Here is a 20,945-nt window from a genome sequence, read left to right as displayed (position 1 = left end):
AATATAAAAAGTTTACCGGGAGGAATACAAATGTCTACAGTTTTATTTGTAAAATCAAGCGACCGTACAGCTGAAGAAGGCGTTTCAACTAAACTTTACGAAGCTTTCTTAGCTGCTTATAAAGAAAACAACCCTAATGATGAAGTGGTTGAATTAGATCTTCATAAGGAAAACCTTCCTTACCTTGGCAGAGATATGATTAACGGAACATTTAAAGCAGGTCAAGGAATGGAAATGACAGAAGATGAGAAAAAACAAGCAGCAATTGCTGACAAATATCTGAACCAGTTTGTAAAAGCTGACAAAGTTGTTTTCGCATTCCCGCTTTGGAACTTCACAGTGCCAGCAGTGCTTCATACTTATGTTGATTATCTGTCTCGCGCAGGCGTTACATTCAAATACACACAAGAAGGACCAGTCGGTTTAATGGGCGGCAAAAAAGTTGCGCTTCTTAACGCTCGCGGCGGTGTCTACTCAGAAGGACCAATGGCTGCACTTGAAATGTCATTAAACTTCATGAAAACAGTTCTTGGTTTCTGGGGTGTTCAAGACTTGCACACAGTTGTCATCGAAGGACATAACGCAGCACCTGATCAAGCGCAAGAAATCGTTGAAAAAGGTTTACAAGAAGCAAAAGATCTTGCTGCAAAATTCTAATAAAGCCAAGACTCCTATCGTTACAAATAGGAGTCTTTTTGTATATACACATTAATATAGAAGAAAATAATCATTTGCTTTTAGCGAAAAAGGCTGTTTTTTTTATTGTAATATATTTTTTGTTTGTCGAATTGTCAGGTATTTTGGAGAAAAAGCAGTTTTATTCACTGGAAAAAGTTTTTCTAAACAATTGTTCTGACCTCTTGATTAAAACCGCCTGATGGTGTACTATATTAAAGAAGCTACTTTGTGCGTATTGTTAATTAAGTTTTAACCTTTAAGCTGTAATAGGGAGTTTTATATCGAAGCCGGAATGTCATGCCTCCATTGCAGAGGACGACAGGAACGTTTCTGCAAACACCCACTTTGAGGAGTGGTGGTTTAAAACTTTCTTACTTGCATACGGCAAGACGTAGCGAAAGCCATTTCCTTTTTTGGAAATGGCTTTTTATTTTATCTAAAAAGGTTTGGTATAGTGAATATTCCATTTTTGTGTGAAAGAAATGAAGGCCGCTTTTTTATGATATGATGGGAGAAATTCAAGGAAAAGCGAGGTTTACACGTTATGTTACATAGAGCCCAATCCCTTCTGGCTCATTATTTTGGTTATGAGAAGTTTCGGAGCGGCCAAGATGAAGCGATCCGCTTGGTGACGGAAGCGAGGCAAAATACGGCCTGCATTATGCCGACGGGAGGCGGCAAATCGATTTGCTATCAAATTCCGGCATTAATGTTTGAAGGGACGACGATCGTCATATCACCGTTGATTTCCTTGATGAAGGATCAAGTTGATGCGTTAGAAGAAGCGGGGATTAACGCCGCCTACATTAACAGCACACAATCCAATCAGGAAATATATGAGAGGCTGAACGGACTCAAAGAAGGGGCTTATAAGCTTTTTTACATTACACCAGAGCGACTAACGTCCACAGAGTTTATCCGGATTTTGCAGGGCATAGATGTTCCTTTGGTCGCAATAGACGAGGCGCATTGTATTTCTCAATGGGGCCATGATTTCAGGCCAAGCTACAGGAATATTGAAATCTTGTTCCGTGAATTACACGACAAGCCTGTCATCATGGCGTTAACAGCAACAGCCACACCCGAGGTTCATGATGATATTTGCAAACAGCTGCATATTCAAAAAGAAAACACGGTATATACCGGATTTTCCCGAGAGAATTTAACCTTTAAAGTAGTAAAAGGAGAAAATAAAGATCGGTTTATAGACGAATATGTGCAAAACAACAGGCATGAAGCAGGAATTGTCTATACAGCGACCAGAAAAGAAGCTGATCGGATATATGAGAGATTGAAACGAAACCAGGTCAGGGCAGGCCGGTATCATGGAGGTTTGGCTGATGATGTGAGAAAAGAGCAGCAGGAAAGGTTTCTTAATGATGAGCTTCAAGTAATGGTGGCAACCTCTGCTTTTGGAATGGGTATTGATAAATCAAATATCAGATTTGTTCTGCATGCACAAATTCCGAAAGATATGGAAAGCTATTATCAAGAGGCAGGACGAGCTGGACGAGACGGTCTTGCCAGTGAATGTGTTCTCCTGTTTTCACCGCAGGATATTATGGTGCAGCGCTTCTTAATTGAGCAATCAGAACATGAAGAGAAACAAAAGCAGGATTTAAAAAAGCTGAGACAAATGGTCGACTACTGTCATACGGAAGATTGTCTGCAGCGTTTTATCCTTATGTATTTCGGAGAAAAGGAGCCTGATGCGTGCGGACAGTGCGGAAACTGTACCGATACAAGAGCGGCCCATGACGTGACGCGGGAGGCGCAAATGGTCTTATCCTGTATCATTCGTATGAAAGAACGGTTTGGCAAGACGATGGTTGCCCAGGTGCTTGCCGGCTCCAAAAATAAAAAAGTTCTTGAAAATGGCTTTTCAGACCTTTCAACATACGGGATATTAAAACACCAATCCGTTGGCGAAATCAGTGATTTTATCGAATTTCTTATTTCTGACGACTTCATTAGGATGTCAGACGGAACGTTTCCGACTCTTTTTGTCAGCAGTAAAGGAAGGAATGTGCTGAAAGGAGAATTATCAGTAGCGAGAAAAGAAGCGTTAAAAGCGGCAGCGATTACTGAAAATGACGAGCTATTTGAACGATTGCGCATGGTTCGGAAAGAAATTGCGGCTGAGCAGGGCGTTCCGCCATTTGTTGTTTTCTCTGACCAAACGTTAAAAGAAATGTCAGGAAAACAGCCCGTAAATGATGATGAACTTTTGTCTATAAAAGGAGTCGGAGAACAAAAAAGAGCAAAATACGGCCGGCTTTTTTTACAAGAAATACAAGCTTATGCAAGGATGACAGACTAAAAAAACAGAAAAACAATCTTTTTTTCTATAAAAAACACATTTTATTTTCTCTGTTTTACCTCAAAATAAAAAGACCTGCGAAGCCTATTATATCAAGGGTTCAGCAAGTCTTTCCATCAGAGAGAAATCCTTCATGTAAAGGAACTGTAATCTAAATCATATCTTTTTGTTATTGATTTGACATTTACGTGTGTTACGATATCACCTGTTAGCCGCCAATAAAAAGCTAACAAGGGAGGATTTACTTATGAAGAAGACGATTATGTCCTTTGTGGCAGTTGCTGCACTTTCAACAACTGCATTCGGAGCTCACGCTTCTGCAAAAGAAATTACGGTGCAAAAGGGTGATACGCTCTGGGGAATCTCTCAGAAAAATGGAGTGAACCTAAAGGACTTAAAAGAATGGAACAAGTTAACTTCTGATAAAATCATTGCAGGAGAAAAACTGACCATTTCTTCAGAAGAAACAACCACGACTGGGCAATATACAATTAAAGCGGGAGACACGCTTTCTAAGATTGCTCAAAAATTCGGAACGACAGTCAACAACCTGAAAGTTTGGAATAACTTAAGCTCTGACATGATCTATGCTGGATCAACTCTTTCAGTAAAAGGTCAGGCAACAGCAGCAAACACAGCTACTGAGAATGCGCAAACAAACGCACCTCAAGCTGCGCCAAAACAAGAGGCTGTGCAAAAAGAGCAACCTAAACAAGAAGCTGTACAACAGCAACCTAAACAAGAAACAAAGGCTGAGGCAGAAACTTCTGTTAACACAGAGGAGAAGGCTGTTCAATCAAATACAAATAATCAAGAAGCTTCAAAAGAACTAACAGTTACTGCTACTGCTTACACTGCTAACGACGGCGGCATTTCCGGCGTTACAGCTACAGGCATTGACTTAAATAAGAACCCGAACGCGAAAGTTATTGCGGTTGATCCTAATGTAATTCCGCTAGGTTCTAAAGTCTATGTTGAAGGCTACGGAGAAGCAACAGCAGCAGACACTGGCGGCGCTATTAAAGGAAATAAAATCGACGTATTTGTACCAAATAAAAGTGATGCTTCTAATTGGGGCGTCAAAACTGTAAGTGTTAAAGTCTTAAACTAATAATATAGATTGTGATAAAAGACATGAGCTTTTGGCTTGTGTCTTTTTTTGTTCTGCTTAGAGCTGTTTATATCATATGCTGATAAAAGAAAGTGGTCCCGTTTTTCTCTTTATGTGCGATTCAGGGAGCTCTCGGGTTAAAAGATTGATTCCACATTACAAAGACATTCGGCATCATGACATTTATAGCTGGTTGTTAATATCTTTGATCAGCGAAATGTTGTATCTTTTTTGGCAGATAATAAGCAGTTGGATGTAGCAGATGCCATTTACGGAATCGGATTGATTTCAGACGGTCTTTTATTGTGTTATTAGGCTCTTGCAGTTGGGCATGGCAGCTTCGGGAGCGAAGTGGCACAACTTTGTCATACTGAAAATACAATATAATCAATATCAGAAATTCTGCTGATGTGCAATGGCCGACCATTTTAACAGGGATATCATTCAATCCAGTCTTTTATTGGGCTGTTAACCAAGCAATCGTTCAGCGGGTATAGGAGCAAGGATATGGATCAATTTAATTCTGGTTGCGGCGAGGTTCTCAAACGGGAATTTCAGGTTAACAAAAAAGGATCCTGGCAGATGCCAAGATCCTTTTTTATTTAAACCAGCCTTTTTCCTTTGACCGGGTAATGGCTTCAATTCGATTTTTCACTTCAAGCTTTTCTAGAATCATTGAGATATAATTCCGCACCGTCCCGCTTTTGATGCTGAGTTCCTGAGCGATTTCTTTTGTGTTTTTACCGTCAGCCACAAGTTCAAGCACTTCTTTTTCTCTATCTGTAAGAGGGTTAGCTTCGCTGTATAAGTCCTCCATCAGCTCAGGTGCATAGATGCGTTTTCCATTCATGACGCTACGGATGGCGTTGGCCAGCTCTTCACTAGGACTGTCTTTTAACAAATAGCCTTTAACGCCAGCTTTAATAGCTCTCTGAAAGTAACCGGGTCTGGCGAAGGTGGTTAAGATGATAATTTTGCAGCCTGTATCTTTTAGCTCCTCAGCAGCTTCAAGCCCTGTTTTTCCGGGCATTTCAATGTCCATAATACATACATCAGGCTGGCGTTTTTTGACAAAATCAACAGCATCTTGGCCGGTTGTACCTTTGCCTACGACTTCCATATCGTCTTCTAGGTTTAAAAGTGATCCTAAAGCGCCCAGCAGCATTTGCTGATCTTCTGCAATAAATATACTAATCATATAAGCCATCCTTTATGTTTATTTTGAATTATTAGGAATTGCCATGGTAAGCTTGGTTCCGTTTTCGGTATCGATGTGAAGGCTTCCGTTTGCAAACTCAAGCCGTTCTCTCATCCCGAGTAAGCCATGTCCTTTTGAAAAGGAATTTTCTTCTCCTTTGAATGTTCCATCGTCAGAGACTGTAATCACAACTTCCTTCCAGAGCTGCTGAATGTCTACTCGGCAAGTTTTAGCCTGGCTGTGTTTGACGACATTTGTGACAGCTTCCTTTAAGCACATGCTCAAAATGTTTTCATTCAGCAATGAGATATTTTCAGGCCATTTCTCTTCTTCATAGATAAACATAATGTCAGCTGCTTCGAGAATTTGTTTGATGTTGATCAGTTCATCCTTGAGCCGGATGCCCTTCATAGAGGAAACGATTTTTCTTACTTCATTTAAAGAAGTTCGCGCTGTTTGCTGAACGCTTTTCAGCTCACGAGCTGCTTGTTCGGGATCTTTGTAAATCAATTTTCTTGCTAAGTCGCTTTTTAACCCGATAAGAGAAAGCTTTTGCCCAAGCGTATCATGGAGATCGCGGGCAATTCGCTGACGCTCTTCTAATTTTACCAGTTCTGCAATCCGTTCATTTGCATCCTCGAGCTTTTCTTCAAGCCGTTCGCGCTCCTTGCGGCTTCTTATACTAAAGGGCAATAAAATTGCGCTGATGAGGGTAATGACGACAAAAGGAATTTGTGTCAGAAAGAATTCCTTTTTTAATACGAGACTGAAATTGGCTGCGACGGCTGCGCTTATTAAATGGACATAATATAAAATATGAAAAGGGACGCGTTCCTTAATGTTTCCAATAAAATACGCGATAAAAAAAGCAAAATAAATATAACTGAACAGGGTAATGGAGGCGGTTGAAATGCCAATTAATAAAAATCCCCACAAATAAATGGTCCAGCCTTTTGAGACAAAAGCAAATCGATATACCGAAAAAAATAAAAGCGTCAAAATGATGCCGACAATAATAACAAATGTAGATGATGATTTCCATATAAAGTAGAAGGGGAGGATGAAAAATATCGTCCATATATAGGGCGTAATCCCGTTTAGTTTTTGAAATGTAAAATGATTTTTAATCATGATCTTACCTCATTTTCAGCTTTTCATCTTACTTGTAACTTTATCATTGTGAAAGCCAGAATGCACCCTCCAACAATAAAAAGGAAGCCTTCTAGTATATTAGAAGACCTCCTTTATCATCAGGCATTCTTCCGCAGCTTCTGTTTTTCTGGTGAATCAGGCGGAAGGCTTACAGGTATATGTTTTATAGCCCGAAATGACACAAACTGTTTGTTATCTTCATCCCATAGACGGAAGGCGAGTGATTGCAGGCTTGTTTTTAAGGTGATTGTCGGTACGTTTTTTAATGGTTCGTGATGTTCATGAGCAACTTCAAGCTTATAGTTAGGCACCTTTGGACTCAAATGATGAACGTGGTGGTAACCGATATTGCCTGTTAGCCATTGAAGCAGTTTCGGGAGTTTATAAAATGAACTGCCTTCAACAGCAGCCTGAACGTAGCTCCAGTTTTCATCCGCTTCAAAATAAGAATCTTCAAAGGTATGCTGCACATAAAACAGCCAAACACCGATTGAACCTGAAATCAGAAATATCGGGCCTTGCACCAGTAAAAACGATTGCCAGCCAAAGATCAGACAGCAAGCGGCAGCCAACGCGACAATTGCCAGATTCGTAAGGTATGTGTTTACACGTTCCTTGCGTCTTGCGCCTTTTTTGTTAAAACGGTTCGTGATCAGAAAAACATAAATCGGTCCGAGAATAAACATGATAAACGGGTTTCTATAAAGTCTGTATGCAAGCTTTGTTCGTCTGGATGCAGCTTTATATTCGTTTACTGTTAACATCCAGATGTCTCCTGTTCCGCGTTTATCCAGATTGCTGCTAGTTGCATGATGAATCGAATGGCTGTGCTGCCATTGAAGATACGGGAATAAAGTCAGGACACCTGTCAGAAAACCGAGAATGTGGTTATAGCGTTTTTGTTTGAAAAAAGATTGATGGCAGCAGTCATGGAAGATGATAAAAATTCTTGTTAGAAAACCTGCGGCAATCACCGTTAATGCTAACGTAAGAAGATAGGAGACATCGAGGCTGAGATAAGCAAGAAACCACAGGCCGAAGAATGGGATAAACGTGTTCAAAAGCTGAATCAGGCTGTTTTTTGTTTCAGGCTGAGCAAATGCAGCGACTTGCTTTGTCAGCTGTTTTTGTTTATGTGCAATGGTTTGTTCAGTCATAGTAAGTATCCTCTCATTGTGTGTCTCGGTTCAGTATACGCTAATGAGAGAAGTCTTTTGTAGTAGCACACATCATGCCTCCTATATGACATTTGTCATGTCTCGTGCGGCATGCATAACCGATTGCGCTAAAAAAGCTTGTAAAAAAATTTACAAGCTGATTAATGCTTATCAATCCATATTCGTGATGTGCCCGAAATAGCTTCAATCCTGCATGTTCCTCCTATAGGGAACGTGGCAATTGGCGAGGTATGTCCGGCATTTATATTTGCGATGACCGGGATGCCGGATAATTCTTTTTTTGTTTCGATCATGGCTTTTACAAGATCCATTGATACGTTTGATGCTTTCTGAAATCTGCCGATCAAAATCGCCTTTACATATGAAAAAGCGGGGAGGTGGATGAGTGATTGCAGATCGCGGTCAAACATGTGGATGTCTGACATATAATCATCTTCAATCAATAAAATAGTATGTTCTGTTTCAGGAAAATACTCCGTTCCCTGCAGCAAATTAAGCGTGCATAAGTTTCCGCCAATTAAAGTGCCTTCCGCATAACCTTCTTGGATTACAACAGGGCCGTTATTAGGATAAAAACGCCTGTTTTCTTGATCCAAAAACCAGCGGTCATCGCTCCACTCACTTGAAGGAAGAATTTCAAACGGGTCGTCCGAAGCGCAGCAAGAAAGAAAATACTCCTCTGTATAATCGAGTCCTTTTTTCATTGCAAATGTTGAGAAGTGGGGACCTGAATACGTAACAAGACCCGTTTTTTGATAAATAGCGTTGCAAAGAGCGGTTATATCGGAATAGCCGCACAGAATTTTTGGATGTCGTTTGATTTTCTCGTAATCAAGATAACGCAGCAGCTGATTTGAATTAAACCCTCCGAGTGTCGTTAAAATCGCTTTGACGCCTGGATCAAAAAAGGCAGCGTGCAGATCTTGGACTCTTGACTCGATAGAGGATGAATCAAATTCGTTACATTCATTTGCGTGTTCAGCGATGGTTACCCGATAACCTAAGCGTTCTAACGCCGTTTTTGCTTGGATTTTTGCTTCATTTGATAATATAGACATGCTGGTCGCGGGAGACACGATCCGGATTTCGTCTCCCATTTTCAGTTTTGAGGCGTACATAGAACCCTCCATCAATGGTTTTATACCATTACAGCATATCTTGGCTCTTTCTTCCAGACTTTTTTACAAATCAACCCACTTAATGCTACCGGATTGGGTATCATGATCGATACATACTTTGAATTGATGTTTTTCATAAAAGTGAATCAGCCGGTCTACATGATTCCAATCCCGTTTGGCGATGTCTCCGGTGACTTTCGGTATATTGTGGTCTCTTGCTATATCTTTTAAATATTTCATGCAAATGGAACCAAACCCGTGATTCGGAGGGCCTTTTATATCGCCTATATGAATGGCATCGTCCTTGTAAGACGCTACAAGTGAAAAACAGCCTTTTCCTCGGTAAGCCGTTTTACAATCAGTTAGCATAATTTTGCATGTTTGGCCATCATCAATCGAGGAAACAATCATCCATTCTTCATTGTTCGATTGATCAATACCAAGCACTTTGGCATCTTTAGATAAATCCTTCATATTCTCCTGCATGCGATAAATTTGAAATTCTAAATCATTTAATTCTTCTTCAAGCTCTTGACGATTTTTTTCTTTAATAGTAAACAAGATCAAACTCCTTTCAAAAAACAGCTTAGAAACACAGTTACCAATTGTATTAGAAGAGAGGCGTATTGTAAACAACAATTCCATTATTACTAGAAATTAGCGCAAAGTCAGGTTTGATCGTTTTTAAGAGAGGAAAAAGAAAACTAACCTGTGAAAAAGGAGGAATCAGAATGGCGATTGATTCATTGATTAACAAATTACAGTATGTCCAATTGGAACCGCCGGATAAAATTCTCTCCCTGTATCTCAATACAGACATGAGAGATCCAGAGCAGCAGGGGGGAGAATGGAAGATTGCCCTAAAGTCAGGATTCAGCCGATTAAAAGAGTATTTGGCAGTTAGTGATCCAGAGGAGGAAAAGTGTCTGGATGGAATCAGAGCTAAAATGAATCAATACTTGAATGCAATAGGAAAAGACATGCCCCGCAGTCTCGTGTTTTTTGTTTCCGACAGCGGCATATGGGAGCCTATTAAGCTTCAAGTCCCTGTAGATACAAGATTTTACTGGGAAGAAACAGCTGTCCTGGATCAGCTAAAGGGTTTGCGCCAGGCATACCCAAGTACGGCGTTTATTTTAACTCAGCAGCATGAAGTGAAAATTATTGAAACCGTTTTAGGAAAAATTGAGGCGGTGGAGCGTTATGAGTATGATATGATCAATGAGTCTTGGAAGAATTGCCATTCCGCTGTAGACAAAGCGGCACGATTTGAAGAGAACCGGATGAGGGAACATGTAACAGAGAACCAATCGAGACTGTATAAGCGGCTGGCTGCCAGCCTTGATCAAAAAGCTGCCGCGAAAAGATGGGAACGAATGGTTATCGCCGGGGATAAAGAAACGGCCGATATCTTGGATCAGCATATGAATAAACCCATTCATTCGAAAATTCAAAAGAACCTGCTGAATGAAAATGAACATAAGGTCATTGAACATTTGATAAAAGAGGCGTAAACCTAACAGGCCGGGGCTAATAGCCTCCGGCCTTTGAAGTGTGTCTAATTTCTGACGAAGCAATCGAAACCGTTGACATCTTCTTTGAATTTGCATACGATTTGGATAGCCAGTACAAATTAGGAGAGGTCACCAAATGAACCAAACAGAAAATAAACCGAAAAATTACACGGGAATTGTCCTTACGCTGACAGTTCTGATTAACGGTTTAATCGCAGTGCTGTTTTTTATGCCTAAATTAGATCAGTTCAGCCATGCGAATATTCACATTTTGCCAATGCTGAATGCGATATTCAACAGCTTTACGTTTATCTTCTTATTGGCCGCGCTGATTATGATTAAACAGAAAAATATCAAAGCTCACAAACGCTTTATTTTGGCCGCATTCACAACAACATTACTATTTTTGATTTGCTATGTGACGTACCACTCGATTGCGGAAAACACGCTCTATGGCGGAGAAGGTATTATGCGCCCGATTTATTTCTTTATTTTAATTACACATATCTGCCTTTCTGCAATCATTGTGCCGCTTGCGCTGTTTACGCTGATCAGAGGCTTCAGCATGCAGGTAGAGCGCCACAAAAAAATTGCGAGATGGACAATGCCTCTATGGCTGTATGTAAGCCTTACAGGCGTTATTGTATATTTGATGATTTCACCGTATTATTAAAAGCCATACTCAGTATGGCTTTTTTTACATGTAAACATGGCAAAAGCCCAAAATCATTTTTGGGCTTTTGTCAGTAAATTGATAGACTCTTATTCATGAGCCTTGGATTCCATGGTTTCAAGTGTTGCAACCTGCAAAGATTCTTCAACAGTTTTTGTTTTTTCTTTTACTTTTTCTGCATACGTATAATCACCGTAGCAATACGGATAGCGGAAATTTTTCGCATTTCCCCCGCAAGTATACAGATCAGGATTTTTTTTGACTTGCTGCTCGGAGTATTGTTTTGCCAATTCCTCAGTATGCGTTCCTCCATGTTCAGCTACAAAATCAATGTAACCTGCCCCCATGTTGTAGCTTTGGATAATGGTATCCAAATCCACGCCTTTTTCCTTACCGGTCTTGTACATGAGGGTAAATTGCTTGATGCCTTGTTTAACACTGAGTTGAGGGTCTGTTATCTCATTGCGTTTTAACCCCAGAGATTCAGAGGACTGCATGGGATCATTGCCTTTTCCTTTTGACTCCTGATACATCATGCCTAATATGAGTGATGTATAATTAGAGAGTCCTTGGCTTTCAAGCTCTTCTTCCACCAAGGGTTTGTAATCGGTTAAACGTTCCAAAACAATCGTTTTCGTATCGATCGGAAGTTTTTTGATTAAATCCCGGTTGAAAAAAAGCAGGACCAATAAAAAAGAGGCGATGACAAAGACAAAAATCATCATAAAACCCGCAGCAGCGAAACAGCCTTTTCTCTTTTTCTTCACTGTGTTTCACCCTCAATGTTTGGAGCAGTATGACCTTTTTTATTATGACATAAGACGGTATATCAGACCAAGTAAAAACCTGATTTGAAACATAAATTTAAACTATGAGATTGAAATGGAATACAAGCAGGCTGGTTTGCACTCAAGCGCATTTGTTATAAGATAAAACTATGAATAAAGAAAGGTGATACATATGACTGAATTTAGAGAAACGGAACAATCGGCTGCTGATCTGGACGAGGAGACGCTGTTTCTAGTCGCGCAAACATTCAAAGCGCTTTCTGATCCTACCCGAATCAGAATTCTCCATTTATTGTCCCAGGGTGAGCATGCAGTAAACGGAATTGCAGAAAAGCTGAATTTACTGCAATCCACCGTGTCCCACCAACTTAGATTTTTAAAAAATCTTCGACTTGTCAAATCGCGCAGAGAAGGAACATCGATTTATTACTCTCCGGAGGATGAACATGTTTTAGATGTTCTTCAGCAAATGATCCATCATACACAGCATGATTGAAAAAGACATCCTTGCTTAACTCGTTGCTAGCGGGCAAGGATGTCTTTTTCTTTATTGTGTCCGTGCTGTTCGAGTTCGTTTCTGCTGAGCTTGATGACAAAAGAAGAAAAACCGATATAATAAACGGCTATCAGAAAACAGACGCCAATTGTCAGAGGGTCCGTTCCGATTGACTGACTGTATGATCCAAGGCGGTTTAGATCAGGCGAGGTAAGATAAAGCTCTGTCACTCGATATAGAAATCTTGACAGGAATAAGGTTAAGAGAATCATTTCTACCCAAATATGAGTCCGAAAATAGATCTTTCCTCTGCGTTTTTCAAAGGAGATGTTTTTCTTAGCGAAAAAGACAAGGAGCCATCCGCCAAGAATGCCCAAAATGAGATATCCATATAAAAAAGGGTGAATGGCGCTGAAGATTGAAAGGCCAAAAGCAAACAGCGAGAAAAGAATGACGCGGGTGAACAGCCAGCGGGGCTTCAGCGGCTGGTATCCGATGGACCTTTTAATTTTTTTATACAGAAAAAAGATGATGATCATGGCAGGATAAACGCTCTGAAATGTAAGATGCATGATGTGAAATCCCCTCCGTTGAGAAGTGTATGCTTATCCGGTTGGAAATAGTAGCTGAAATAAAATACTGAACACAAAAAAGAAGGGGAAACCCCTGTTTTCATAGCATATGCGAGGTGTATTCCGCCGCATAATAGATATGCCCAAGCTTTATCAAAATGTTATGATTGTTTTGTTGGAAAATACAAGAAGAAAAGGTGCGCAGAATGAAACTGGAACGTTTGTTAGCGATGGTTGTGTTATTGATCAGCAAAAAACAAGTGCAGGCTGCAGAGCTTGCTGAGCTGTTTGAAGTATCTGTCAGAACAATTTACCGTGATATTGAGACGATCAATAGGGCTGGTATTCCGATTGTGACCTCACAGGGTTCCGGGGGCGGAATTGGCATCATGGAAACGTATCGGCTTGAAAGAGAGTGGCTGAAGGAGGAGGAATTGTTTGCAATTGCTTCCGCTTTGCAGAGCGTTTCATCTATGTATGAACCCGTTTCTCACAGCACAGCCTATCAAAAAATCAAACACCTTATACCTAAGCAATCTGCTCAAGCATTTAAGCACCAAACAGAAAAATGGTTTATTGACATGACGGCATGGGGCCATACTGAGGATCAAAAGACGCTGCGCGAGAAAATAAGCGCCGCCATCGATCGATTGTCAACGATATCTTTTACATATACAAGCGCAAGCGGGGAAACACTACTTCGGGAAACTGAACCTTATACATTGGTTTGCAAGGCGGGGCACTGGTATTTATATGCCTACTGCCTGGTAAGAAATGATTTTCGTTTTTTTAAACTAAACCGGATGAAAGATCTGGCTATCTTACATCAAACCTTTATCAGAAAAGACATTCAGCTGGATACTTTGCCATGGGATAAGAATTGGTACCAGAAGGGCCGTTTAACTGAACTGGTTATTCTTGTTCAGCCGGCAGCACGTCAGCGTATAGGTGAATGGTTCGGATATGATGTCCTTCACTGTGAGGAAGATGAAATCTGCCGGGCAGTGATTTCACTTCCAGAAGATCAATGGCTGATCGGTTTTTTGCTCCAGTTCGGAAAGGATATTGAGGTTCTGCAGCCTCTTCATATACGGGATAAAGTAAAAGAAACCATTCATCACATGCAAAAAATATATGAAACCTGACACACTGCTGTCAGGTTTCTTTGTCTATAATCTTAACAAAAGGAGGAGAACGTATGGGCTTTTCACATATAACACACTTAGACCGGAAACGATTTGCCGGACTGTCACAACGGACAAGCAACGCACTGGAAATGACGGAAGAAAGGAGGATTCCGGCACTGTGGGATCAATTCTGGAAGCAGGATATGAGCGCTCTTTTATCACAGGCTGAAAAAGACAAGAGCATTATTGCCTTATATTCGAATTATGAACAAGAGACGAATGGGTTTTATACGTTTTCAGTCGGAACGTTTCAGGAACACAGCAGTACTCTTCCGGAACCATATGAAAACATTAATTTGCCGGCTTCCGCTTACGCCGTTTTCACTTCCAGAATCGGCCCTATTGAAGAGATTGTGCTTGAAACGTGGAAGGAAATTTGGACTTGGGATAAGCGGCATCTGCGCACGTTTACAGGTGACTTTGAGATGTATGATCAAAGTGCCGCAGTGCCACAGCGAGCACAAGTTAACATTTATGTAGCGATAAAAAAATAATAAACTCTTGATAAACTAATGGTGTTAGTTAATAATAAAACTAACACCATTAGTTTTTGTTAGGAGGAATAAAAAGATGAGAATTACTCAGTACCAAACGGTTTGGCAGCTGACTTTTTTTCCAGCATTGTTTCCGGTTAATTGCTATTTAGTAGAGGAAGAAAACGAAGTCACCCTTATTGATGCCGCACTGCCAGGCAGCTATAAAGGGATTATTCAAGCTGTGAATCAGCTTGGAAAACCGCTTCAGCATATTTTACTGACTCATGCACATGGGGACCATGTCGGATCACTGGATACATTGGCACAAACATTTCCGCATGCAAAGGTCATGATCTCGGAACGGGATTCATTCTTGCTTCAAGGTGACACATCCTTGCGGCAAGATGAGCCGCAGACGCCTATAAAAGGAGGTATTCCGAAACACATACAAACAAAGCCTCACCAACTGCTGACGGGCGGTGAAACAATTGGTTCCCTGCTTGCCATTCCAACACCGGGCCATACACCGGGCAGCATGTCATTTCTTGATACAAGAAACGGCACTTTAATAGCAGGAGATGCGTTTCAGTTGCGCGGAGGAATCGCTGTTTCAGGCCAGATAAAATGGACGTTTCCTTTTCCCGCTTTCGCTACATGGAATAAGGAGGAGGCCATCAAAAGTGCACAATTGCTCGCCGATAAGGCGCCTTCCTGTCTCGCTGTCGGACATGGAAAATTCCTGCGATCACCTTCAGAGCGGATGAGACAGTCGATCCAAAAAGCAAAGAAAGGATGATGAGCATGTCACCGAGAATAGGTTTGACCCAAAAAATGATTGTAGACGCTGCAGCGGAGATTGCCGATCAGGAAGGGGTAAATGGTGTCTCACTTGCAGCACTTTCTAAAAAAATGAATGTGCGCCCCCCGTCATTGTATAACCATATCAACGGGCTGCAAGCGATCAGAGCAGAACTTGCTGTCAGAGGACTGACAAAGCTTTTTGATCAAATGGCGGACTCCGTAACCGAACGAAAGGGAGATTCCGCTATGCTTTCTTTAGCTCATGCATATGTTGATTTTGCAATTGAAAATCCCGGATATTATGAAGCGGCTCTGCTTAAGGTTCAGGACAAACGGACGGAAATCGTCTCTGACCAAATTGTCTGTCTTGTGACGAAGCTGCTCATTGAAAACGGCTATGCAAGTGAAAAGACTGCCATTCATGCGACAAGGGGGCTTAGAAGCCTGCTGCATGGCTTTACTGCTTTAATCGCAAAAGAAGCATTTGAACGTGAGGAGGACATTTTAGAAAGCCTATCATTTTCAGTTAGGACATTTTTGTCAGGATTATTAATAAACAATAAAAATATTATGTAAACAAACAAATGGATGTCTTATATTTCTGAATATTGTATAATATCAAGGGAGTATACATAGGGGAGAGGCATTATGCAATTGGATGACATTCACAAGATTGAACGATTAGCGGCAGCTTCATGGCCGGCTTATTTTCAAAAAAGCATAGGGCAATGGCTTCTCAGAGCGAATTTTTGCGTAACCAAAAGGGCAAATAGCGTATGGACGTCTGCGGATATGCCTGAAGGGAATTTTCAGCTAGAAGCCGAACTTTTTTATCAAAGTTTAGGCTTACCTGTTTGTTTTCATATTAGCAACGCATCACCGAAAGGGCTTGATGGCGCATTGGCAGACAGCTGTTATGAAAAGGTAGACGAGTGCTTCCAGATGACAGCGTTGTGCCGGTCGATTATGAGCCGAACAAATGACAACAGCCGATTTACATACAAGTGGGAACAAGAGCCATCATCTGTTTGGATAGATGAATTTATTCAATTAGAAGGGTTTTCGCCCGAGCGTCACAAAGGTTACAAACACATTTTCGAACGCATGCCGCCGTGTAAAACTTTTTTCAAGATGTATGACAAAGAAAGCCTGACAGCGCTTGGCACGGTTTCTGTCATTGATGGTTATGGCGGACTTAGTAATATCGTTGTAGCTGAGGAGCACAGAGGAAAAGGGGCAGGAACCCAAGTGATCAGGGTGTTGACTGAATGGGCAAAAAACAACGGAGCGGAACGCATGTTTTTACAAGTGATGAAAGAAAATCTGGCGGCAGTTTCTTTATATGAATAAATCGGATTTTCGCCTATATCGGAACACCATTACCGGATTAAAAGATGACCAAAGGAAGGGGGTTGCTGATGGATTCGCTTCAAGAGATGATTTGCGAAAAACGGACATACACACGCCTATATCATTCACATAAGCACGCGTACAGCCAATTTCTTTTTCCGCTTGAAGGGAGTATAGATCTTGAGACTGAGGGGCGCCAGGTGAAATTAAATCCGGATCATTTTTTATATATTCCGCCGCAGTGCGAGCATCGCTTCCGTTCTATCGGAAGAAATGAATGTCTTGTACTGGATGTTCCGCTTCATGCAATGAAAATTGATGAGTTTCGTGCAGGATCGGGAATTGAAGCTGCACTCGATCCTTTCTGGTCTTCGATCAGGTACTTGCTGACAGAGGAAGCAAAGGCCGGAACAGCCAACTCGCTTCATATGCTAGTACAATACATAAAAGAAAAGCTTCAATCCCATAGCTATGCCTCAATTGCATACATTCACAGCCATTTATTTGAGCGGCTGACGATTAAGAAGCTGGCAGAAATCGAGCATTATCACCCAGCTTACTATTCAAGCTGGTTCAAAAAACAGACAGGGAAGTCCCCTCAGAACTATATTGCCGACCTTCGCCTTGAGGAAGCAAAACGAATGCTGATGGAGAGAAATGAAACCCTTACCGTCGTGAGCGAGGCGCTGGGCTTTCAAAACCTTTCTTCTTTTACAAGATGGTTCACGAAAAGCACAGGAATGTCGCCCCGCCTGTATCGAAACACCTTATATTCGGATAAAAAATGATGGCTCTTTCGTTAAAAGAATATTGTATATCTCCTTTACAATAGGAGAAAAAGGAGTTATTGATATGGCAGTTATTGAAGACTTTGAGAAATTGGATATCAGAACGGGAACAATTGTAAAAGCTGAAGAATTTCCTGAAGCAAGAGTACCGGCAATCAAGCTTGTGATAGATTTTGGGACTGAAATCGGCATAAAACAATCCAGCGCACAAATCACGAAGCGTTACAAGCCGGAAGATATCATCAACAAGCAAGTCATAGCAGTCGTGAACTTTCCGCCCCGCCGGATCGCCGGATTTAAATCGGAAGTCTTGGTCCTCGGCGGCATTCCCGGCCAGGGCGATGTTGTTCTGCTGCAGCCGGATCAGCCTGTTTCAAACGGCACAAAAATCGGATAACACAAAAAAGACGTTTGCCTAAGGCAAACGTCTTTGCGTATTGAGGCAATGCACCACACGCCACATTCGTGTGTGCCGCAAAGGGCATGTACATCGGCTTACACAATTCAGCTCATCGCTATATGAATATAGCATGGAGGGCGAAGGAATGCAAGGATTACTTTGTTTTTGTGATTGAATTTGTCCGTCTAATCAAGATCTTATTATATGAAATGTAATAATCTTTTAGTACAGAAGGTGAGCATGATCTAAGGTAAGCGATTGACCTCATAAGCAACACGTATTCCAGATTCAATCGCGCCTTGCATCCACGCATGAGTGAGTGAGGCGTGTTCTCCGGCGAAATGAATTCTGCCCTCAGGGACAGGGATATAGGGATACAGCTCTAATTCTTGTCCTGGTTCGAAAGCTGTAAAACCTCCCGCAGAATACGGGTACTGGCTCCAGCTAAAAGAAGTGCCAGACACAAATTCAGACCATACAATATCGCCATAGATTTCAGATAAATTCAGTAAAGTATACTGGATTCGCTCTCCTTCTGAAAGACTGTCCCATATCAGTGCCTCATCAGCCCAAGTATAGCTGGCCAGAATGACGGCATGTCCATTTGCTCCAATATTTCTGCTTGGATAATACGAAAAACGAATCGGTAGATCAGTAATAGATTTGCCGCCGCGCTGCCCGGCTTTTTCCCAAAATCGGCTTTTAAACTCTATGCCGATTTTTGTTGCACTGATATAGTTTAGCTCACGGATTGCCCTCCGTTTATAGTACGAGAATGAATGGTATGGTTCGACTTTTATAAATCGCAATGTTGAAAAAGGAATGGTTACAATAGCGAGATCAGCTGTGAATGATGTGAATTCTGCCGTTTGTTGATGCTGACAATGGATCGTAACACTATTTTCACCCTGAGACATTTTCATCATTTTTTGATGGTATAGAATGTTTGTTTTTAATTGAGGAAGAAACGCGTGAGGCAGCAGATCCATGCCGCCGGTTATCTCATAGAAGTGAGCGGGCGATGAAAAAAAGATAAATTCCCGCAATACTTCAACAAGGGACATCCCCATATACGCTTCCATATCCAAAAGTACACCGATCATATCGATCGCGCCATATGAAAAATACGTGTTTAAAAAAGAGCTTAACGAATAATTTTTGTATTGTTCTTCGACAATCCGCCAATTTCTCGCTGGATTTTGATTGATAAAATTTAGAATAGGCTGCAGTAAAGAAAGCATCAGCTCTTCAGACGTTTTCCCTTGTTCATGTGGTGCAACTGGGTATCTCAATATTCCAGGAGCTCGTTCAAAAACTTGGAGACGTGTTTTGATTCCATTTGCATAAATGATGTCCATAGGGGTTCTATTGATAAATACATTTGTTGGCAATTTGAATTTTTTTATATATTCTAAGGTTAACGAATGGTTATTCGGTATGCGCATCGGGCCAGCGTTAAAATACAAATCATCACTAAAGGGAGCTCTCAAAGTGCAGACACGGCCGCCCGCTCTGCCGCTCGCTTCGAGAATCGTTACTCTGTGACCGGCATTTTTCAGCAAAGATGCTGATACAAGCCCGGACAATCCAGCTCCTATAACAAGAATGTGCTTTGGATGCTGCGATGCGCTAAGGCCATTTCTAATGATCTTTACCATGTCATCATTCATTAGAGAATTCAATTTTTAGAGGCACCTCTTTTTAGAATTTATTGCATTATATTCACTGAAAAGAGCACCTATCACGATCTGTTCACATCTTTTGGAATTTGAAGGGTTATTGTTAAAAGGAAATAAAGGGGTGATGTATGTGACTAACTTTGTTCATAAGACGGTAAATGGCTTGAAAAGTCTTGTAGATGAAAAAGGAGCCATTCAATTGTTTTGTTCTGAAGGGGATATCATGGAGTTCCTTGTTACATTTTCACAGGACAAAGCAACCCTTAACGACATTCAAAGCTTTGAAGCTAAACATCAGATTACCCTTCCAGAGGATTATCAGAAGTTCATGACACTGCATAACGGTGCGAAAATTTTTGAGATTCTTTCTGATGGGGAGAATATAGGTGGAGGACTTCAGCTATTTAGCCTTGAAGAGATTGAAGAGGAGTTAAAATATGAGGATTTGTTTGAAGATATCAATGGTATTCCAATTGGCTACTTATTGGAAGAATGCCATTTAATGATCGATAAAGATAAAGTGAACCAAGGTGATCCCAACTATCTCTATATATTTGAAAGTGGTTTAGAATATAATCCATTAAATGTAAACTTTGAAATATTTTTAGACCGGTATATATTGGCCAATGGGGAACCTTTTTGGGATTGGCGCTACTATACCGCAGAAAATTATTATAGAACAAGATAGTGTGATGTATAAGACAGTCATTTTGGCTGTCTTTTTCTGTTATTCAAATAGATTACTGTGGTAAAATTTACATAGAGTAGTCTAGGAAGGAGAATATGAAGGTATTTGAAGCTGATTCATTGCTCTCAGAAGCAGACAAAAGAACTAAAGAGTACAAGTAACTAAGGTCGCTAATGGTGAAGCTTAAAAAAGCGTTTAAGTCTGTAGCTGACCTAGATGACACCGAGTTTTCCGGTAAGGGTGCAGACAACAAAGCTGGTTGAACAATCAGCCTGGGTATTGGATACAGTAAAGATGATCTTGGTGGTGGATTTCACCGAGCCAAAACAATAGATCTTCCCACAAATATCGCGATGGACATATATAGATGTTGCTTGATAAGTTTTACTGGGTAAAACAGTGAGAAGTATCTCAGTTACGTTATCAAATATTGAGGATGATGTTAATCAACAGTTGAGTTTATTTGAAGTGGATAATGAAAAGAGAAGGAAACTTGGGTTTGTAATGGATGGGATTAGAGGTAAATACGGATCGAAAGCGATTCTTAGAGCAGTTTCTTATACATCTGCTGGTACTGCGCTTCAAAGAGCAGAGCTGACTGGTGGACATAAATCATAAAGTTAAGATGATAAAACTACAATGTTAATTTGCTAATTTTAATAGAGAAACATAAGTATTCTGCCACCATACACTATGGTTTTACTAGACACAGAGGACATCTTTTCTTATACCATTAGACACAATATGGCTTACTTATTTTTACTTAAACAGTTGGAAA

Annotated in this window: 22 protein-coding genes, 1 other RNA gene and 2 pseudogenes; 17 read left to right on the top strand and 8 right to left on the bottom strand. The window is 40.8% G+C overall.

Going from position 1 to position 20,945, the window contains the following annotated elements; all coding sequences use genetic code 11:
- The first annotated feature begins 30 nt into the window (after positions 1-30).
- From azoJ to ACZ07B_RS00475, 4 genes are all read left to right on the top strand, one after another.
- Entirely contained in the window at positions 31-657 is a 627-nt protein-coding gene (gene azoJ, locus ACZ07B_RS00490; RefSeq protein ID WP_003231260.1) for an FMN-dependent NADH-azoreductase AzoJ, read from the top strand.
- Between the two features lie 236 nt (positions 658-893).
- Positions 894-1,080: non-coding RNA, 6S RNA (gene ssrS, locus ACZ07B_RS00485), on the top strand.
- Positions 1,081-1,222: 142 nt separating this feature from the next.
- The gene (gene recQ, locus ACZ07B_RS00480; protein ID WP_041351145.1) at positions 1,223-2,998 is read left to right on the top strand and encodes a DNA helicase RecQ; all 1,776 of its coding nucleotides are present in this window, start codon (positions 1,223-1,225) and stop codon (positions 2,996-2,998) included.
- A gap of 247 nt (positions 2,999-3,245) precedes the next feature.
- The gene (locus ACZ07B_RS00475) at positions 3,246-4,109 is read left to right on the top strand and encodes a LysM peptidoglycan-binding and 3D domain-containing protein (protein ID WP_153256123.1); all 864 of its coding nucleotides are present in this window, start codon (positions 3,246-3,248) and stop codon (positions 4,107-4,109) included.
- 598 nt (positions 4,110-4,707) lie between these two features.
- Here the strand turns inward: ACZ07B_RS00475 and desR are convergent.
- The 5 genes from desR to ACZ07B_RS00450 form a co-directional block, all read right to left on the bottom strand.
- On the bottom strand, positions 4,708-5,307 hold the full coding sequence (desR, locus tag ACZ07B_RS00470; protein ID WP_004399356.1) for a two-component system response regulator DesR: 600 nt from the start codon (positions 5,305-5,307) through the stop codon (positions 4,708-4,710).
- Between the two features lie 18 nt (positions 5,308-5,325).
- Positions 5,326-6,438 carry a two-component sensor histidine kinase DesK gene (gene desK / locus ACZ07B_RS00465; RefSeq protein ID WP_015251908.1) on the bottom strand — a complete coding sequence of 371 codons (1,113 nt, stop codon included), beginning with the start codon at positions 6,436-6,438 and terminating at the stop codon, positions 5,326-5,328.
- A gap of 119 nt (positions 6,439-6,557) precedes the next feature.
- Entirely contained in the window at positions 6,558-7,616 is a 1,059-nt protein-coding gene (desA, locus tag ACZ07B_RS00460) for a Delta(5) desaturase DesA (RefSeq protein WP_004399588.1), read from the bottom strand.
- 161 nt (positions 7,617-7,777) lie between these two features.
- Positions 7,778-8,755 (bottom strand): S66 family peptidase, encoded by a 978-nt coding sequence (locus tag ACZ07B_RS00455; RefSeq protein WP_348710476.1) that lies wholly within the window; start codon positions 8,753-8,755, stop codon positions 7,778-7,780.
- A gap of 63 nt (positions 8,756-8,818) precedes the next feature.
- Positions 8,819-9,316, bottom strand: coding sequence for an N-acetyltransferase (locus tag ACZ07B_RS00450; protein WP_024573291.1), 498 nt, complete (start codon positions 9,314-9,316; stop codon positions 8,819-8,821).
- A 170-nt stretch (positions 9,317-9,486) separates the two neighbouring features.
- Here ACZ07B_RS00450 and ACZ07B_RS00445 point away from each other — a divergent pair, with 170 nt between their 5' ends.
- Complete coding sequence (locus ACZ07B_RS00445) at positions 9,487-10,269, top strand: VLRF1 family aeRF1-type release factor (RefSeq protein WP_348710473.1); 783 nt, start codon at positions 9,487-9,489, stop codon at positions 10,267-10,269.
- A 136-nt stretch (positions 10,270-10,405) separates the two neighbouring features.
- A complete protein-coding gene (locus tag ACZ07B_RS00440; RefSeq protein WP_003231280.1) occupies positions 10,406-10,942 on the top strand; it encodes a DUF420 domain-containing protein in 537 nt (178 codons plus the stop codon).
- Between the two features lie 89 nt (positions 10,943-11,031).
- On the opposite strand, the gene ACZ07B_RS00435 is transcribed toward ACZ07B_RS00440, so the two are convergent.
- Positions 11,032-11,709 (bottom strand): lysozyme family protein, encoded by a 678-nt coding sequence (locus tag ACZ07B_RS00435; protein ID WP_003231283.1) that lies wholly within the window; start codon positions 11,707-11,709, stop codon positions 11,032-11,034.
- A gap of 193 nt (positions 11,710-11,902) precedes the next feature.
- On the opposite strand from ACZ07B_RS00435, the gene czrA reads away from it, so the two are divergent.
- Positions 11,903-12,226 (top strand): Zn(II)-responsive metalloregulatory transcriptional repressor CzrA, encoded by a 324-nt coding sequence (czrA, locus tag ACZ07B_RS00430; RefSeq protein ID WP_003231284.1) that lies wholly within the window; start codon positions 11,903-11,905, stop codon positions 12,224-12,226.
- 26 nt (positions 12,227-12,252) lie between these two features.
- Here czrA and csk22 read toward each other — a convergent pair whose 3' ends face one another.
- Positions 12,253-12,798, bottom strand: coding sequence for a mother cell-specific sporulation protein Csk22 (csk22, locus tag ACZ07B_RS00425; protein ID WP_015251914.1), 546 nt, complete (start codon positions 12,796-12,798; stop codon positions 12,253-12,255).
- Between the two features lie 206 nt (positions 12,799-13,004).
- Here csk22 and ACZ07B_RS00420 point away from each other — a divergent pair, with 206 nt between their 5' ends.
- The 7 genes from ACZ07B_RS00420 to csaA all read left to right on the top strand — a co-directional run bounded on the left by ACZ07B_RS00420 (position 13,005) and on the right by csaA (position 17,797).
- On the top strand, positions 13,005-13,943 hold the full coding sequence (locus ACZ07B_RS00420; protein ID WP_130572466.1) for a helix-turn-helix transcriptional regulator: 939 nt from the start codon (positions 13,005-13,007) through the stop codon (positions 13,941-13,943).
- Between the two features lie 53 nt (positions 13,944-13,996).
- Entirely contained in the window at positions 13,997-14,479 is a 483-nt protein-coding gene (locus ACZ07B_RS00415; protein WP_086343936.1) for a GyrI-like domain-containing protein, read from the top strand.
- 76 nt (positions 14,480-14,555) lie between these two features.
- The gene (locus ACZ07B_RS00410; RefSeq protein WP_185183849.1) at positions 14,556-15,257 is read left to right on the top strand and encodes an MBL fold metallo-hydrolase; all 702 of its coding nucleotides are present in this window, start codon (positions 14,556-14,558) and stop codon (positions 15,255-15,257) included.
- 5 nt (positions 15,258-15,262) lie between these two features.
- Positions 15,263-15,838 (top strand): TetR/AcrR family transcriptional regulator, encoded by a 576-nt coding sequence (locus ACZ07B_RS00405; protein WP_101502351.1) that lies wholly within the window; start codon positions 15,263-15,265, stop codon positions 15,836-15,838.
- Between the two features lie 78 nt (positions 15,839-15,916).
- Complete coding sequence (locus tag ACZ07B_RS00400; protein WP_464877026.1) at positions 15,917-16,612, top strand: GNAT family N-acetyltransferase; 696 nt, start codon at positions 15,917-15,919, stop codon at positions 16,610-16,612.
- Positions 16,613-16,674: 62 nt separating this feature from the next.
- The gene (locus ACZ07B_RS00395; protein ID WP_144482679.1) at positions 16,675-17,400 is read left to right on the top strand and encodes an AraC family transcriptional regulator; all 726 of its coding nucleotides are present in this window, start codon (positions 16,675-16,677) and stop codon (positions 17,398-17,400) included.
- A 64-nt stretch (positions 17,401-17,464) separates the two neighbouring features.
- Complete coding sequence (csaA, locus tag ACZ07B_RS00390; RefSeq protein WP_024571452.1) at positions 17,465-17,797, top strand: chaperone CsaA; 333 nt, start codon at positions 17,465-17,467, stop codon at positions 17,795-17,797.
- Between the two features lie 248 nt (positions 17,798-18,045).
- Here the strand turns inward: csaA and ACZ07B_RS00385 are convergent, their stop codons facing one another.
- Positions 18,046-19,482 (bottom strand): flavin monoamine oxidase family protein, encoded by a 1,437-nt coding sequence (locus tag ACZ07B_RS00385; RefSeq protein ID WP_464876747.1) that lies wholly within the window; start codon positions 19,480-19,482, stop codon positions 18,046-18,048.
- Positions 19,483-19,609: 127 nt separating this feature from the next.
- Here ACZ07B_RS00385 and ACZ07B_RS00380 point away from each other — a divergent pair, with 127 nt between their 5' ends.
- From ACZ07B_RS00380 to ACZ07B_RS00370, 3 genes and pseudogenes are all read left to right on the top strand, one after another.
- The gene (locus ACZ07B_RS00380) at positions 19,610-20,167 is read left to right on the top strand and encodes an SMI1/KNR4 family protein (protein ID WP_464876746.1); all 558 of its coding nucleotides are present in this window, start codon (positions 19,610-19,612) and stop codon (positions 20,165-20,167) included.
- Between the two features lie 95 nt (positions 20,168-20,262).
- Positions 20,263-20,418 (top strand): annotated as a pseudogene (locus tag ACZ07B_RS00375) (T7SS effector LXG polymorphic toxin); the annotation flags it as partial.
- 12 nt (positions 20,419-20,430) lie between these two features.
- Positions 20,431-20,785 (top strand): annotated as a pseudogene (locus ACZ07B_RS00370) (DinB/UmuC family translesion DNA polymerase); the annotation flags it as partial.
- Positions 20,786-20,945: the final 160 nt, after the last annotated feature.

This window comes from Bacillus sp. 9.4, from assembly GCF_055486415.1.
This window is presented reverse-complemented; position numbering and strand designations above follow the sequence as displayed.